The sequence below is a fragment of the uncultured Gemmiger sp. genome (assembly GCA_944388105.1).
Lineage (GTDB): Bacteria > Bacillota > Clostridia > Oscillospirales > Ruminococcaceae > Gemmiger.
Genome location: CALXHN010000023.1, coordinates 1 through 14,622 on the forward strand (window position 1 = coordinate 1; position 14,622 = coordinate 14,622).

17 protein-coding genes are annotated in these 14,622 nt (G+C 59.6%); 6 read left to right on the plus strand and 11 right to left on the minus strand.

Annotated features, from left to right (window positions below; translation table 11 throughout):
* From Q0K17_RS04390 to Q0K17_RS04405, 4 genes are all read left to right on the plus strand, one after another.
* Positions 1 to 449 (plus strand): glucose PTS transporter subunit EIIB (locus Q0K17_RS04390; protein ID WP_294540353.1); only part of this gene is annotated, 449 nt, incomplete at its 5' end.
* A 261-nt stretch (positions 450 to 710) separates the two neighbouring features.
* Entirely contained in the window at positions 711 to 1,436 is a 726-nt protein-coding gene (nagB, locus tag Q0K17_RS04395; RefSeq protein WP_294540356.1) for a glucosamine-6-phosphate deaminase, read from the plus strand.
* 67 nt (positions 1,437 to 1,503) lie between these two features.
* Positions 1,504 to 2,634 carry an N-acetylglucosamine-6-phosphate deacetylase gene (nagA, locus tag Q0K17_RS04400; protein ID WP_294540358.1) on the plus strand — a complete coding sequence of 377 codons (1,131 nt, stop codon included), beginning with the start codon at positions 1,504 to 1,506 and terminating at the stop codon, positions 2,632 to 2,634.
* A gap of 143 nt (positions 2,635 to 2,777) precedes the next feature.
* Positions 2,778 to 3,032, plus strand: coding sequence for an IreB family regulatory phosphoprotein (locus Q0K17_RS04405; RefSeq protein ID WP_204648228.1), 255 nt, complete (start codon positions 2,778 to 2,780; stop codon positions 3,030 to 3,032).
* A 67-nt stretch (positions 3,033 to 3,099) separates the two neighbouring features.
* Here the strand turns inward: Q0K17_RS04405 and Q0K17_RS04410 are convergent, their stop codons facing one another.
* The 4 genes from Q0K17_RS04410 to Q0K17_RS04425 form a co-directional block, all read right to left on the minus strand.
* Positions 3,100 to 4,437 carry a serine hydrolase gene (locus tag Q0K17_RS04410; protein ID WP_294540362.1) on the minus strand — a complete coding sequence of 446 codons (1,338 nt, stop codon included), beginning with the start codon at positions 4,435 to 4,437 and terminating at the stop codon, positions 3,100 to 3,102.
* 104 nt (positions 4,438 to 4,541) lie between these two features.
* Entirely contained in the window at positions 4,542 to 6,584 is a 2,043-nt protein-coding gene (gene recG / locus Q0K17_RS04415) for an ATP-dependent DNA helicase RecG (RefSeq protein WP_294540364.1), read from the minus strand.
* Between the two features lie 97 nt (positions 6,585 to 6,681).
* Positions 6,682 to 8,370, minus strand: a complete 1,689-nt coding sequence (locus Q0K17_RS04420; RefSeq protein WP_294540366.1) for a DAK2 domain-containing protein — start codon at positions 8,368 to 8,370, stop codon at positions 6,682 to 6,684.
* Between the two features lie 48 nt (positions 8,371 to 8,418).
* Complete coding sequence (locus Q0K17_RS04425) at positions 8,419 to 8,772, minus strand: Asp23/Gls24 family envelope stress response protein (protein ID WP_294540368.1); 354 nt, start codon at positions 8,770 to 8,772, stop codon at positions 8,419 to 8,421.
* Between the two features lie 309 nt (positions 8,773 to 9,081).
* Between Q0K17_RS04425 and Q0K17_RS04430 the strand changes: the two genes are divergently transcribed.
* Together Q0K17_RS04430 and Q0K17_RS04435 are read left to right on the plus strand one after the other, a co-directional pair.
* Positions 9,082 to 9,549, plus strand: coding sequence for a CBS domain-containing protein (locus Q0K17_RS04430; protein WP_294540370.1), 468 nt, complete (start codon positions 9,082 to 9,084; stop codon positions 9,547 to 9,549).
* Between the two features lie 78 nt (positions 9,550 to 9,627).
* Positions 9,628 to 10,773: an aldo/keto reductase gene (locus tag Q0K17_RS04435; protein ID WP_294540372.1), complete on the plus strand. Its 1,146-nt coding sequence runs from the start codon at positions 9,628 to 9,630 to the stop codon at positions 10,771 to 10,773.
* A 111-nt stretch (positions 10,774 to 10,884) separates the two neighbouring features.
* Here Q0K17_RS04435 and rplL read toward each other — a convergent pair whose 3' ends face one another.
* The 7 genes from rplL to rpmG form a co-directional block, all read right to left on the minus strand.
* Positions 10,885 to 11,262 (minus strand): 50S ribosomal protein L7/L12, encoded by a 378-nt coding sequence (gene rplL, locus Q0K17_RS04440; RefSeq protein WP_294540374.1) that lies wholly within the window; start codon positions 11,260 to 11,262, stop codon positions 10,885 to 10,887.
* 96 nt (positions 11,263 to 11,358) lie between these two features.
* The gene (rplJ, locus tag Q0K17_RS04445) at positions 11,359 to 11,871 is read right to left on the minus strand and encodes a 50S ribosomal protein L10 (RefSeq protein WP_294540376.1); all 513 of its coding nucleotides are present in this window, start codon (positions 11,869 to 11,871) and stop codon (positions 11,359 to 11,361) included.
* A 247-nt stretch (positions 11,872 to 12,118) separates the two neighbouring features.
* Complete coding sequence (rplA, locus tag Q0K17_RS04450; RefSeq protein ID WP_294540378.1) at positions 12,119 to 12,811, minus strand: 50S ribosomal protein L1; 693 nt, start codon at positions 12,809 to 12,811, stop codon at positions 12,119 to 12,121.
* 57 nt (positions 12,812 to 12,868) lie between these two features.
* Positions 12,869 to 13,294 carry a 50S ribosomal protein L11 gene (gene rplK / locus Q0K17_RS04455; protein ID WP_294540380.1) on the minus strand — a complete coding sequence of 142 codons (426 nt, stop codon included), beginning with the start codon at positions 13,292 to 13,294 and terminating at the stop codon, positions 12,869 to 12,871.
* A 137-nt stretch (positions 13,295 to 13,431) separates the two neighbouring features.
* Positions 13,432 to 13,971 (minus strand): transcription termination/antitermination protein NusG, encoded by a 540-nt coding sequence (gene nusG / locus Q0K17_RS04460; RefSeq protein ID WP_294540382.1) that lies wholly within the window; start codon positions 13,969 to 13,971, stop codon positions 13,432 to 13,434.
* A 16-nt stretch (positions 13,972 to 13,987) separates the two neighbouring features.
* Entirely contained in the window at positions 13,988 to 14,290 is a 303-nt protein-coding gene (gene secE / locus Q0K17_RS04465) for a preprotein translocase subunit SecE (protein WP_294540384.1), read from the minus strand.
* Positions 14,291 to 14,308: 18 nt separating this feature from the next.
* Positions 14,309 to 14,458, minus strand: a complete 150-nt coding sequence (gene rpmG / locus Q0K17_RS04470) for a 50S ribosomal protein L33 (protein WP_204648215.1) — start codon at positions 14,456 to 14,458, stop codon at positions 14,309 to 14,311.
* Positions 14,459 to 14,622 lie beyond the last annotated feature (164 nt).

A 14,622-nucleotide genomic window follows, 5' to 3' on the forward strand; every position in this document is an offset into this window, starting at 1 on the left:
TGTTCTCTGCCGGTGCCACTGACCTGGTCTTCTCCGCTTCTCTGCCGGCTCATGCCAACACCTGGATGATCATTCCTCTGGGCATCGCCGCTTTCATCGTCTTCTACGTTGTGTTCCGCTTCGCCATCACCAAGTTCAACCTGGTCACCCCGGGCCGTGAGGATGAGGATGCCGAAGCTGCTGAATCCAACATCCAGCTGGCAAACAATGACTTCACCGCCATTGCTTCCGGCGTTCTGGCCGCCATCGGCGGCAAGGGCAACGTGGCCAACGTTGACTACTGCGCCACTCGTCTGCGCTTTGAAGTGAAGGACAGCACTGCTGTTGATGAAAAGGCCGTCAAGGCTGCCGGTGCTGCCGGTGTCATCCGTCCCAGCAAGACTGCCTGCCAGGTCGTTATCGGACCGAAGGTGCAGTTCGTCTATGATGAGCTGAAGAAGATGCTGTAAGGTACCTTTCCAACAGTCGTTTTCCGGGGCGGAGCCGCTGGTTCTCTCCGCTGCATCTACCGCCACGGGCGGGCGTTGTGCCCGTCCGTGGCACTTTTTATGTTTTCCCCCTGCCGGCCGGCAGAGCCGCTTTTTGTCCGTTTTCTTCATGAATATCGCACAAAGAATCCGTTTCCTGCATTGCCTTTTTTGTTCCGGATTGCTATACTAAAAATAGCGATATTTTCTTCCTGATCCTGATTTTTCCGGAGGTTTGTGACTATGAAAATCATTCGTGCAAAAGACTACAAAGACATGTCCCGCAAGGCTGCCAACATCATCTCTGCCCAGGTCATCATGAAGCCCAACTGCGTGCTGGGTCTGGCCACCGGCGGCACCCCCGTGGGTACTTACAAGCAGCTGATCGACTGGTACAACAAGGGCGATCTGGACTTTTCCGAAGTGACCACCGTCAACCTGGACGAATACCGCGGCCTGCCCCGGGAAAATCCCCAGAGCTACTGGTACTTCATGCATGACAACCTGTTCAACCATGTGAACATCGACCACAGCCGCATCAACCTGCCCGACGGCACCAACCTGGATGCTGCTGCCGAGTGCGCCCGCTATGATGAAGTCATCCGCAGCGTGGGCGGCATCGACCTGCAGCTGCTGGGCATCGGCCATGACGGCCACATCGGCTTCAATGAGCCGGGTTCCGCCTTTGAGCTGGGCACCCACTGCGTGGATCTGACCCAGGATACCATCGAGGCCAACAAGCGCTTCTTCGAGAGCATCGACGATGTGCCCCGTCAGGCCTACACCATGGGTATCAAGACCATCATGCAGGCCCGCAAGGTCCTGCTGGTCGCCAGCGGCAAGGACAAGGCTTCCATCGTGAAGAAAGCTTTCTTCGGCCCCGTCACGCCGGAAGTGCCCGCCTCCATCCTGCAGATGCATCCCGACTTCATCCTGGTCGGCGATGAGGAAGCGCTGAGCGAGATCTGAAAATAATACCACCACTCCCCTGCCCCGCCGGGGCGGGGGTTTTTAGCAAACAAGCGAGGAACAAACTATGATTATTCGCAACGCCAAAGTCTATACCCCGCAGCATACCTTTTCTGTGCAGGATCTGGTGATCCGCAACGGCCGGATCGTCCCCCACGCCATGGCGGAACCGGGCGAGCAGGTCATTGACGCTGACGGCCTGTACGCTCTGCCCGGACTGGTGGACATCCATTTCCATGGCGCCGTGGGCCACGACTTCTGTGACGCCGATCCCGAAGGCCTGCAGGCCATCGCAGACTTTGAAGCCAGCAAGGGCGTGCTGGCCATCTGCCCCGCCACCATGACCTTCAGCGAGGAGATTCTCAATGGTATCATGGACGTGGCTGCCGCCCACAAAAACGAGCGCGGCGCCGATCTGGTAGGCATCAACATGGAAGGCCCCTACATCAGCCCCAAAAAGGTGGGCGCCCAGAACCCCAAATACGTCATGGCCGCCGACGCGGGCATGTTCCGCCGCCTGAACGAGCGGTCCGGCGGGCTGATCAAGCTGGTGGATGTGGCCCCCGAAGAACCGGGCAATATGGATTTCATCAAGGAGTGCAGCAAAGAAGTGTGCATCTCCATTGCCCACACCTGCACCGACTATGATACCGCCAAGGCTGCCTTTGCCGCCGGCGCCAACCATATGACCCATCTGTACAACGCCATGCCCGGTATCAATCACCGGGACCCCGGCCCCATCATCGCAGCCCTGGAAGACGGCGCCATGGTGGAGCTGATCACCGACGGCGTGCATATTCATCCGGCGGTGGTCCGGTTCACCTTCAACACCTTCGGCGACGACCATGTGGTGCTGATTGCGGACAGCATGATGGCCTGCGGCCTGCCGGACGGTGCCTACAGCCTGGGCGGACAGGCCGTGACTGTGCGCGGTCCCCGCGCCACCCTGACCGAACACCCCGACACCATCGCCGGCAGCGCCACCTGCCTGTATGACTGCATGCGCCATGCGGTGCTGCAGATGGGCGTGCCCCTGGAAAGCGCCGTGCGCGCCGCCTCCGAAAATCCGGCCCGCTGCATCGGCATTGAGGCCGATTACGGCAGTCTGGCGGAAGGCCGTATCGGCAACGTGATCCTGGCAGATGCCGACCTGAACATCCGCACTGTCATTCGTCACGGTGAGGTGCTGGAAGGCTGATTTGCCTGCTTTGGCAAAATTTTCCGACCAGAATGCGTCTTTTTTGTGGGTTTCGCCGCGGATGCCCCTTGCGAAACCGGAAAAAATCGTATATAATGGAAAACAGAATTCCTGAATAAGCGTTGATAAAGGGGGTTGTTGCCATGGCGATTTCGGAACCGACTGCTGTCTTTTCGATCCACGACGATAAAGACCAGGAGATCAAACAGGTCATGATGCTGGTATACAGCGCGCTGGAGGAAAAGGGCTATAACCCCGTCAACCAGCTTGTGGGGTACATTCTTTCGGAGGACCCCACCTACATCACCACCTACAAGAATGCCCGCGCCCTGATCCGCCGCATTGACCGCGACGATCTGCTGCAGGCTCTGGTGCGTGACTATGTAAAGCGCGGCTGATCTGTCCGCCATCAGACAAAAAGAACCGGACCGGGAAGTTCCCGGTCCGGTTTTCTTTTATGCCGATTCAGCGGCGGCGCCGCTTGTTCATTTTCTTGCCTTCCTCATTGAGGGCCATAAGCACCGCTGCCACCCACACAAAGGCGTATACGGCCACCGTGAGCATGGTGATGATGACCACCACCTTGAAGTAGGTGGAACTGAAGAACTCACCCACCCGGGCCATGGTGTACAGGACCTGGTTGCGGGAAACATTGCTGCCGGCGATCAGGTCCACGGTGCCCACCTCTTCCCCCTGAATGGAGACGGTGACACTGCCCACCACCTCGCCCTGGGTGATGGGGGCTGCCAGACTGTCCGGCAGGTGGAAGGTCTGCTGGGTCAGGGAGGCACCGCCGTCAGAAGGCAGCAGCGTCAGCATATTGTCCACCGGATAAAGCATGACAGTATCCGCCTCGGTGGAATAGCGCACCGGCAGTTCCGAGATGGGCTGGGTGGTATCCAGCGCCGCACTGACCGAGAAGGTATCGAATGCCCAGTCCATGATCTGCCCGGTCTCGATCTGGGCCGGGTTGACGCCCACGTCGGTGGAAGAATGCAGCATAACGCTGATATAGCTGATGCCGTCCTGGGTATGCCAGCTGGCAAAGTTCTGCCAGCCGGAAGACAGGCTGCCGGTCTTGCCGCCCTGGGTATATTCCCGGTAGACACTGCTGCCCTTGGTGATCATCTTATCCGTACTGAACAGGCTGTAGGCTTCCCGGCCATTGCCGGCGGGCACCACCCAGCTGGAGGCCCCTGCCGCTTCCACAAAAGCGTCATACGAGATCAGGGCGCGCAGAATCAGGTAGGCATCCTTGGCGGTGGTCACATTGCCTTCATCCAGGCCGCAGGGGTCGGTGAAGGTGGTGCCGGTGCAGCCGATGGCCTTGGCCTCATCGTTCATCATGGCCACGAAGTTATCAATGCTGCCGCCGCCCATATAGTCCGCCACGATGTAGGCGCCTTCGTTGGCCGACTGTACTTCCATGCCGTAGAGCAAAGTACGCAGGGTATGGGTCTCGCCCCGGCGGAAGTCGGCGGTGGAGGCATTCTTGCCGTACAGATAATCATAAATGTACCCCGGTGCCGTCACCGTTATGGTGTCCAGCTGATCCTGGTAGTTTTTCAGCAGCAGGAGCATGGTCATCATCTTGGTCAGGCTGGCGGCGGTCACCTGAGTCTCGCTGTTTTTCTCGTAGACCACCAGGTTGGTGTCCAGATTGACCACATAAGCCGCCTCGGCGGTGAGCTCAAAGTCCGGGTCATAGCCGGACATGGCCGATGCCGGCGCCGCCAGCAGGCAGGCCAGCAGCAGTACCGTCAGTCCGGCGGCCAGATATTGTTTCAGGCGATGCAAATCCATATGACGTTCCTTGGTTCACAGGTCATGCGGGCAGCGGGCCCGCGGATACAGATATAGTATACCAAAAAGTGCCCCGGGGCACAAATTTTTCTCCGGTTTCCCTCTCAATTCATGGCGCCGGCGGTGGCAAAAAGCCGTTCCACCTCGTCCGAAAGTTCCCGATGTTCCGGCAGGGCCAGATTGGGATCCCTGGTCAGCAGCTCCTTGGCCTCCTGCTGGGCCACCTTCAGGGTGCGGGTATCCTGCACCAGATCGGCCACATGCAGGGTGGGCAGGCCATGCTGTGCCTCCCCGAAGAAGTCGCCGGGGCCCCGGTGTTCCAGGTCGTACCGGGCCACCGCGAAGCCGTCGGCGGTGTGGCAGAGAAAATGCAGCCGCTCCTTCACCGATTCGTTCTCGTTGTCCGAAATGAGGATACAGCAGGAATCCGCCGCGCCCCGGCCCACGCGTCCACGAAGCTGGTGCAGGGCGGACAGCCCAAAGCGCTCCGCATTCTCGATGACCATGACGGTGGCATTGGGGACGTCCACCCCCACCTCGATGACGGTGGTGCTCACCAGCACGTCCAGCTCCCCTTCCTTGAACTGCTGCATGATCTCCTCCTTCTCCTTGGGCTTGAGTTTGCCGTGGAGCAGGTCGATGCGCCGGTGAGGCAGCAGCGCACAGGCGGTGTCCTCATAATATTGTTTTACCGCCTTCATGCCCGCGTCCAGCTCGTTCTCCTCAATAGCCGGACAGACGATGTACACCTGATGGCCGGCTTCGATCTGCTTGTCCAGGTACCCGTACATGTCCCGCCGCTTGCGCCCGGTGATGAACCAGGTCTTGATGGGTTTGCGGCCGGGAGGCAGTTCGTCCAGCACCGAGATATCCAGGTCCCCGTACAAAAGCAGCCCCAGGGTGCGGGGAATGGGGGTAGCGCTCATGACCAGCAGATGGGGGCTGCGGGCCTTGCCCACCAGCACGCCCCGCTGGCGTACACCGAAACGGTGCTGCTCGTCCACGATGGCCAGCCCCAGGTTCTTGAACACCACTTTGTCGGTGAGCACTGCATGGGTGCCCACCACCAGTCCCGCCCGACCGTCCTCGATGGCGGCCAGTGCGATCCGGCGCTCGGCGGCTTTCATGCCGCCCACCAGCAGGGTCACATTGACCCCGAAAGGTTCCAGACGGTCAGCCAGGGTGGCGGCATGCTGTCGGGCCAGGATCTCGGTGGGGGCCAGCAGAGCGCTCTGCCAGCCGTTCTGGGCGGCATACCAGATGGCAGCGGCGGCCACCAGGGTCTTGCCGCTGCCCACATCCCCCTGCAGCAATCGGTTCATGGGGGTGTTGCGGCAGAGGTCGGCGGTGATCTCCTGGGTGGCCCGACGCTGCGCCCCGGTAGGCTCATACGGCAGACTGCGCCAGAAAGGCTCCAGGTCCAGCGGGTGCATGGGCGCCCCGGCGGCCCTGCGGCCGTGGCTGCGCAGCAGAAAGATGCCCAACTGCAGAATGTACAGTTCCTCAAAGATCAGGCGGCGGCGGGCGGCGGCAGCCTCCTCGGTGCTGTGAGGGGCGTGGATGGCCCGCACGGCTTCCGACTTAGGGGGCATACGATAGCGGGTCAGCAGTTCCGGCGGCAGCGGGTCCGGCAGATCCGCAGCGGCAGGCAGGGCGGACTCCACACACCGGGCGATGCGGCCGGAGGGCAGGCCCTCGGTGGCACCGTAGACCGGCAGCAGAGGGGACGCCGCCACTTGGGCCTGGGACCGTACCAGCGGGTGCAGAATTTCCCGCCGGGTCAGGGTACCGCCCACCCTGCCTTCAAAGTAATAGGTCTCCCCTATTTCCAGATTCTGGGCCGCATAGGGCGCATTGAACCAGGAAAGGTTCAGAGTCCCGCTGTCGTCAGCGGCCAGCACCCGGGTGAGCACCCGCCCGCCCCGGACACGCCGGTCCGGCTCTTTCTGCAGCACAGTGGCCCGCACGCAGCAGTCCACATCATACGGCGCGGACACCACGGTATAGGGTTTGGAGTAGTCGATATACCGGCGGGGATAGTGGAGCAGCAGATCCCGCACGGTGGTTATGCCCAGTTTTTCAAATTTTTTGGCGAAACTGGGGCCGACCCCCTTGAGATATTGAATGGATCCGTCCAGCGGCGGCATACCCGGGACCTCCTTTCCTTGCAAGTTCCTATGTTAAAAAAGGACGAACCTGGCTTTTGGCACAAATTCGTCCTTTTTTGTGTTTGTAAAACCTTGTTTACTCCACCGAGATCATGTAGTAGTACACCGGCTGACCGCCATTGATATGGCTGACTTCGATGTTGCTGCCACACTTGGACTGTACCAGCTCGGTGGTGCGTTCGGCGTCGGCCTCGTCCACATCGCAGCCGGAGATCACCGTGATGAACTGGGTATCCTTCTTGCGCATGGAGCGGGCCAGACGGTAGGTCATCTTGGTGATGTCGGAACCGGTGGCCACGATCTTGCCGTTTTCCAGGGCCATGATCTCGCCCTTCTTGATGGGCTTGCCGTCGAACTCACTGTCACGGGCGGCATAGGTCACCAGGCCGGTGGCCACCTTGTCGGCAGCCGCCATCATGTTGACGGCATTTTCGTCCGGGGCCGCTTCGGGGTCAAAGTTCAGCATGGCGGTCATGCCCTGGGGCACTGTGCGGGTGGGCAGGACCAGGACCTTGCGGTCGGCCAGCTTCTGGGCCTGTTCCGCTGCCATGATGATGTTCTTGTTGTTGGGCAGGACCAGAACCGTCTGGGCGGGCACGCTCTGGATGGCCGCCAGGATGTCCTCGGTGGCGGGGTTCATGGTCTGGCCGCCGGACACAACGGCATCCACGCCCAGGTCACTGAAGACAGCACGCAGGCCTTCGCCGGCGGCCACGGCCACAAAGCCGTAGGTGCGCTCCGGGTCAACGGCCGCGTAAACGAACTCTTCACCGGCGGCCTTGCCTTCCGCTTCCGCCTGCTTTTCCAGGCTCTTGCCCTGCTTCTGGCGGGCCAGGAACTGCTCGTGCATGTTCTCGATCTTGAAGTTGGTCAGGTAGCCGTACTTGATGGCCTCACTGAGCATCATGCCGGGATCGGCGGTGTGCACATGGCAGTTGGCCACGTCGTCGTCCTCAATGACCACCACGGAATCACCGTTGGATTCCAGGAAGGCCCGCAGCTTGGCCACGCTGGCATCCTCGTTCTTGTGCAGCAGGAACTGGGTGCAGTAGCCGTTCTTGATGTCCTCCACCTTCATCAGGTCGTCCGCAAAAACGCCCTTGCCGGCAGCGTCGCTGCTCAGTTTGGGTTTGGGGGCCACTTCCTCACTGGCGACCATGCCGCGGCCCTCAAAGACCTGCTGCATGCCTTCAAACACCAGCATGATGCCCTGGCCGCCCGCATCCACCACGCCGGCCTTTTTCAGGACGGGCAGCTGGTTGGGGGTATCTTCCAGGGCAGCCTGACCGGCCGCCATGACCTCGGCCCACAGGGCGGGCACTTCGGTGGCAGTGGAGGCGGCAGCGGCTTCGGAAGCCAGACGGGTGACGGTGAGGATGGTGCCTTCGGTGGGCTTCATGACCGCCTTGTAGGCAGCCTCCACGCCCATCTGCAGCGCCTTGGCCAGGTCAGCGGCCTCGGCGTTGGTTTTGCCCTGCAGCGCCTTGGAGAAGCCGCGGAACAAAAGGCTGGTGATGACGCCGGAGTTGCCCCGGGCGCCGCGCAGCATGGCGGAAGCGGCAGCCTTGCTGGCTTCGGCCACGGTGCAGGTATCGGGCATGGCCTGCAGTTCCTGGGTGGCAGCACCGATGGTCATGCTCATGTTGGTACCGGTATCGCCGTCCGGCACGGGGAAAACGTTCAGCTCGTCCACGCGGACGCGCTGGTTGGCAATGTTGTTGGCGCCGGAAAGGATGGCGTCACGCAGAGTTTTACCGTTGATCATGTATTCTTGCACCTCATTGTCTTACACTCAGTTCTTCTGGCGGGGGGTTCAGTCGGAGATGATGTCATCCACATACACGTCGATGCGGGCCACTTTCAGACCGGTGGCACGCTCCACTTCATCCTGCACACGGTGGGTAATGCTCTGGGTAATGGATGCAATGTTGAGACCATACCCCACCTTGATATGCAGCGCAATGACAAGCTTGCCGTCCTGCTGAGACACACTGACGCCCTTTTCCGGCAGGCTGCCGTTGCGCAGGGTCTGGCGCACGGTGTTGGCAGCCGGATTCTGCCCCATGGCGGCGATGCCGTAGCAATGACGGGCCGCCTGGGCCACCAGGCCGGAGAAGTACTCATTGGTAAGCGAAATATGCCCATAGGGATTGACTTTTGTGATCACAAGCCGAACCTCCTTTATTTACGAGATCAGCGGCAAAGCGCCCCGCGGGGAATGCCGCCGGTGTTTTGCGCCGTATAATTATAGTTTATTATACACTATTTGGCGCCGTTTGAACAGGGGCATTTTTGAGAAACAAGCCGGAAAAAACATGAAAAGATGCCCAAAAACATCCGCCATTTTTGTCAGCCGGATTTTACATTCCATTCACAAAATTTCCATGCCGCCCGCGTATACTGGTTTTAAGGGAAGCGGCGGCTTCCCTTCCGCACCGCAATCGGCCCCCAACATTCCTCATAAGGAGACCCCGTTATGAACCTGCTCTTTTTCCTCACACCCAAGCAGGATGTCCTGTTCGTGTACGAGGATTTCACCCTGCGCCAGACCCTTGAAAAATGGGCCAACCAGCGTTTTGCCACCATCCCGGTACTGCGCCGCAACGGCGAGTATGTGGGTACCATTACCGAAGGTGACATTCTGTGGGGCATCAAGAACCTGCACGGGCTGGACCTGGACGCCAGCGAGGACGTACCCATCTCCAGTTTTCCCCGCCGGCGGGATTACAAGGCCGTGCCCGTCACCACCGACATGCGCGCGCTGCTGCACGCTGCCATCGACCAGAATTTTGTGCCGGTGGTGGATGACCGCAATGTCTTCATCGGCATGGTACGCCGCACCGTGATCCTGCGCCACTTCACCGAGCAGTATGAGCTCACCGCGGAAAACAGCGGCAAAATGCCCCCGCCCAAAACCCGTCGTGCGGCTGCACAGCGGGCCTGAAACCCGACCCGGATACGGGGCGTGCCCACATCGGCACGCCCTTTTTTGCGGATATTGAACAAACAACGGAGGATTACCATGGAAAACAAATATGCATCCCTTTTCGGGGCCAAAAAGCTGGGATTCGGCATGATGCGCCTGCCCATGCGCAAGCTGGAAGAGGACGTCGAGGTGGTGGACACCGATCAGGTCTGCCAGATGGTGGATGAGTTCCTGGACCGGGGCTTCTGCTACTTTGACACCGCCCACGGGTATCTGGACGGCAAAAGTGAACTGGCTGTGCGCCACTGCCTGACCAGCCGGTATCCCCGGGACCGGTACATCCTGACGGACAAACTGACCTCCTCCTTCTTCAAGACCGAAGCTGATATCCGGCCTTTGTTTGAAAGCCAGCTCAAGGCCTGCGGGGTGGATTACTTTGACTTTTATCTGCTCCATTCCATCACCGCCGACAACTATGACCACTACCTCAACTGCCATGCCTTTGAGGCGGTACAGCAGCTGAAGGCCGAGGGTCTGGTGCGGCATATCGGTTTTTCCTTCCATGACAAACCGGAGCTGCTGCGGCGCATCCTGACCGACCACCCGGAGATCGAGGTGGTGCAGCTGCAGTTCAACTACGCCGACTACGAAGATCCCGGCGTGCAGAGCCGCGCCAACTACGAGGTCTGCCAGGAGTTCGGCAAGCCGGTCATCGTCATGGAGCCGGTGAAGGGCGGACGTCTGGCCAACCTGATCCCGGAGGCTGCCCAGGTCTTTGCTGATCTGCACGGCGGCAGCGCTGCCAGTTATGCGGTGCGGTTCGCGGCCAGCTACGAAGACACCGGCATGGTCCTCAGCGGCATGAGCACCCTGGAACAGATGCGGGACAACCTGAGCTACATGCAGGCCTTCCTTCCGCTGACCGGTGCCGAGCGGGCGGCGGTCTCCCGGGTGTGCACCCTGCTGCACCAGCAGGATACCATCGCCTGCACCAACTGCCGCTACTGCGTGGCAGGCTGCCCCAAAGAAATCCTGATTCCCGACCTGTTCGCCTGCCTGAACGCCAAAAAGCAGTACAAGGACTGGAACAGCGAGTTCTATTATGAGGTGAACACCAACGGGCACGGCAAGGCGTCCGACTGCATCAAGTGCGGCCAGTGCGAGCATGTGTGCCCCCAGCATCTGCCCATCCGGAAGCTGCTGGTCCAGGCTGCCGAGATCTTTGAGAAGGCGGAAAGCTGACCGGTACCCGACGGCTTGCCCTCTCCCCTGCCCTTTTCCTGACAGAATACAAAACAAAGGCCGCTGCCCTTTGCGGGGCAGCGGCCTTCTTAACTGTATGAGGGAAAAAGCTTACTTCAGTTCGACCTTGGCGCCGACTTCTTCCAGCTTCTTCTGCATCTCTTCGGCCTCAGCCTTCGGAGCCTGCTCCTTCAGCTTGGCGTCAGCGGTCTCAACCAGCTTCTTGGCTTCCATCAGGGAAGCGCCGGTCAGTTCCTTGACGGCCTTGATGACCTGCATCTTGTTGGCGCCGACGTCCTTCAGGATGACGTCGAATTCGGTCTTCTCTTCCTCAGCGGGAGCAGCAGCAGCGCCGGCAGCGGGAGCAGCGGCAGCGGCAACGGCGGAAACGCCGAACTCTTCGCAGATGGTGTCAACGAGCTCTTTCAGCTCCAGAACAGTCATAGTCTTGACAGACTCGACAATGGCAGTGATCTTTTCAGAAGCCATGGTAGGATACCTCCATTTAATTTTGAATTGTTTTGTGCGGCAGGCTTATTTTTCGAGGGGCCCATTCATGCCGCGGCCCTCATGCAGCCCGAAGGATCAGGCAGCGGGTTCTTCCTGCTTGTCGACGATTCCCTGGATGGCAACAGCCAGACCACCAATGATGGAGTTGAGGGAGCCGGCAACCATGGAGAGCAGCCCCTCGCGGTTGGGCATGGTGGACAGGCTCTTGACGCCGGCTGCATCCAGCAGCTGACCATCGCAGAAGCCGCCCTTGACGGTGAAGCGCTTGGACTTGTCGTTGTCGGCGTACTTGCACAGGATGCGAGCAGCGGCGGCCGGGTCCTCAGCAGACAGCGCGATGGCGGTGTCGCCCTTGAAGTACTCGGTCAGGCCCTCGTAAGCGGTGCCGGCGACAGCGCGGCGCAGCATGGTGTTCTTCACGACCATATACTCAACGCCGGCTTCACGCAGTTCCTTACGCAGCTTGGTGTCGTTCTCAACGCTGATGCCGTTGTAAGCCACCACAACGCCGGCCAGAGAGCCGGTGATCTTGGTGTTCAGTTCGGCAACAAACGCCTTCTTGGATTCCAGAATCTTTGCACTGGGCATTTCTTTTTCACCTCGTTCCGCTTGCAGATTTCAGTTGAACAGGCAAGCGGCTTTTTCGGGAAAATCCCATGAAAAAAGCCCCTTCCCCGTTGCCGGGAAAAGGGGCTTGAAAAAGCAATCAAGCGCACGTTTCTCGGCAGGCGGGCTTGCGCCCGTTAGGCTGACTTTTGCATCAGCACCTGCTGTCTTAAAAACAGCGTAGCTATTATAGCACCGAAACGTGCGTTTGTCAATACTTTTGTGTCAATCAGACACCGTACTTCAGGGTGTTGACGCGAACGCCGGGGCCCATGGTGGTGGCGATGGTGGCGCTCTTGAAGTACTGGCCCTTGGCAGCGGCCGGTTTGGCCTTGGCGATGGCTTCCAGGACGGTGTCCAGGTTGACCATCAGCTTTTCGGCGCCGAAAGAAGCCTTGCCCACAGGAACATGGATGATGTTCTGCTTGTCCAGACGGTACTCGATCTTACCGGCCTTGGCTTCGGTGACAGCGCGGCCCACGTCGGGGGTCACGGTGCCGGCCTTGGGGTTGGGCATCAGGCCACGGGGGCCCAGGATCTTACCCAGACGGCCAACACGGCCCATCATGTCCGGGGTGGTGACCAGAACGTCGAAGTCCAGGTAACCGCCCTGGATCTTGGCGATCAGATCATCATCACCGACTTCCTGCGCACCGGCAGCCTCGGCAGCCTTGGCGGCGTCGCCCTTGCAGATGGCGATGACGCGAACGTTCTTGCCGGTGCCGTTGGGCAGCACGACGGCGCCGCGGACCTGCTGGTCAGCGTGACGGCTGTCAACGCCCAGGCGGACATGCAGCTCGACGGTCTCGTCGAACTTGGCGCGGGCAGTCTTGCAGCACAGCTCCAGGGCTTCCTGCGGATCGTATACTTTGGTACGGTCGATGAGCTTGGCGCTCTCGACGTAATGCTTACCGTGTTTCATTACTCATTCCTCCATAATGTGGTGTATCGGAATCTTCCTCCCACGTTTGCGGCGGCCTCAGCCCTCGACGGTGACGCCCATGCTGCGGCAGGTGCCCTTGATCATGCTGACGGCGGCTTCCAGAGAAGCAGCGTTCAGGTCAGGCATCTTGGTCTTGGCGATCTCCTCGGCCTGAGCCAGGGTGATGGAGCCGACCTTGTTCTTGTTGGGCACGCCGGAAGCGGTCTCGATGCCGGCGGCCTTCTTGATGAGGACCGGAGCCGGCGGGGTCTTGGTGATGAAGCTGAAGGAACGGTCAGCGTACACAGTGATGACGACGGGGATGATCATGCCCATCTGGTTCTTGGTACGCTCGTTGAATTCCTTGGTGAAGGACATGATGTTGACGCCCTTCTGGCCCAGAGCAGGACCAACGGGCGGTGCCGGAGTCGCCTTGCCGGCGGGGATTTGCAGCTTGATATAGCCAGTGATTTTCTGTGCCATGATATTTGCACCTCCATAATTTGTGGTGAGTTACGGCCCCTTGGGGGCCTCCCACGGGCGCAGGAACGCGCCCTATAAAAACCGACCTGCGGTTTTTACCGAAAATTGCGGGCTGCGACACATCTGCCGCTTTTGCTTTACAGCAGCTTGACCTGATACAGTTCCAGCTCGGCCGGAATCTCGCGGCCAAACATGGTGATCTTGACCTTGACCTTGCGCGCGGATTTGTCGATCTCCTCCACGGTGGCGACGGAGCCTTCCATCGGACCGGCGGTGATCTCCACCGTATCGCCCACCGCATAATCGATGGACGGTTCGGCGACCATTTCCACACCCAGCTTGGCCACTTCTTCTTCGGACAGGGGTTCCGGCTTGGAAGCCGGACCCACGAAGCCGGTGCAGCCGCGGGTGTTGCGTACAATGTACCAGGTTCTGTCGGTCATGACCATTTTGACGAACACATAACCGGGGTAGACCTTGTGCTGGACTTCCTTTTCCCCGATCTTGTTGCCCTGCTTGTCGAACACGTCTTCAACGGCGGTCTCCGTGGGGACCTTCACGTCGCAGATCATGTCCTGCAGACGGCGGTTTTCCACCATCGTCATCAGGTCCTGCGCGACCTTGTTTTCATAGCCGGAATAGGTATGCACCACATACCAATACGCTTGTTCAGCCATGGGTTCGCCTCCGCTTTTATGCACCGATGAGCAGGTGGATCAGGCCGCCGAACGCCATATCCAGCAGCACCAGCACCACGGCCGCGATGAGCACGACCACGATGACGGTGATGGTATTGGTCCTGACGTCCTTACGGCTGGGCCACACGACCTTTTTCAGTTCGCTCTTGGTGTCCTTGAAGAACTTGGCGATGCCTGCGAAGAAGCCCTTGACCTTGTCCATGAAAGAGGACTTTTTCTTGCCGGTGGCGGCTTTCTTGTCCTTCTTCTGTTCCGAAGCCTTGGCAGCGGTGTCATTGACCGCGTTCTTATCAGCCATTGTTCAGAGCTCCTTCACTTACTTGGTTTCGCGATGGACCGTGTGCTTTTTGCAGAAGCGGCAGTACTTCTTCATCTCGAGACGATCGGGATTGTTCTTCTTGTTCTTCTGCTTGTTGTAGTTGCGCTGCTTGCATTCCGTGCAGGCGAGGGTGATTTTGACAGTCATTGTTCGGCACCTCCATTATAACGGTTTGTAGCGGACCGCGCGGTCGAATTTCGGCGGTCCAAGCCTCCCTCGGCTTGCGGGCGGCCCTGAAAATGGGCACAAAAAATAAAACCCGCAAAAGAGGTGCTATCATAATAGCACAATATACCCTTACAAGTCAAGGG

What these genes read in the sequence shown, in the direction of transcription:
- nusG (WP_294540382.1), bottom strand. Translation starts at nt 13,971, where the DNA reads ATGGCTGAACAAGCGTATTGGTATGTGGTGCATACCTATTCCGGCTAT.
- Q0K17_RS04410 (WP_294540362.1), bottom strand. Translation starts at nt 4,437, where the DNA reads ATGGATTTGCATCGCCTGAAACAATATCTGGCCGCCGGACTGACGGTA.
- Q0K17_RS04405 (WP_204648228.1), top strand. Translation starts at nt 2,778, where the DNA reads ATGGCGATTTCGGAACCGACTGCTGTCTTTTCGATCCACGACGATAAA.
- Q0K17_RS04420 (WP_294540366.1), bottom strand. Translation starts at nt 8,370, where the DNA reads ATGATCAACGGTAAAACTCTGCGTGACGCCATCCTTTCCGGCGCCAAC.
- secE (WP_294540384.1), bottom strand. Translation starts at nt 14,290, where the DNA reads ATGGCTGATAAGAACGCGGTCAATGACACCGCTGCCAAGGCTTCGGAA.
- nagB (WP_294540356.1), top strand. Translation starts at nt 711, where the DNA reads ATGAAAATCATTCGTGCAAAAGACTACAAAGACATGTCCCGCAAGGCT.
- rplK (WP_294540380.1), bottom strand. Translation starts at nt 13,294, where the DNA reads ATGGCACAGAAAATCACTGGCTATATCAAGCTGCAAATCCCCGCCGGC.
- Q0K17_RS04435 (WP_294540372.1), top strand. Translation starts at nt 9,628, where the DNA reads ATGGAAAACAAATATGCATCCCTTTTCGGGGCCAAAAAGCTGGGATTC.
- rpmG (WP_204648215.1), bottom strand. Translation starts at nt 14,458, where the DNA reads ATGACTGTCAAAATCACCCTCGCCTGCACGGAATGCAAGCAGCGCAAC.
- rplL (WP_294540374.1), bottom strand. Translation starts at nt 11,262, where the DNA reads ATGGCTTCTGAAAAGATCACTGCCATTGTCGAGTCTGTCAAGACTATG.
- rplJ (WP_294540376.1), bottom strand. Translation starts at nt 11,871, where the DNA reads ATGCCCAGTGCAAAGATTCTGGAATCCAAGAAGGCGTTTGTTGCCGAA.
- nagA (WP_294540358.1), top strand. Translation starts at nt 1,504, where the DNA reads ATGATTATTCGCAACGCCAAAGTCTATACCCCGCAGCATACCTTTTCT.
- recG (WP_294540364.1), bottom strand. Translation starts at nt 6,584, where the DNA reads ATGCCGCCGCTGGACGGATCCATTCAATATCTCAAGGGGGTCGGCCCC.
- Q0K17_RS04430 (WP_294540370.1), top strand. Translation starts at nt 9,082, where the DNA reads ATGAACCTGCTCTTTTTCCTCACACCCAAGCAGGATGTCCTGTTCGTG.
- rplA (WP_294540378.1), bottom strand. Translation starts at nt 12,811, where the DNA reads ATGAAACACGGTAAGCATTACGTCGAGAGCGCCAAGCTCATCGACCGT.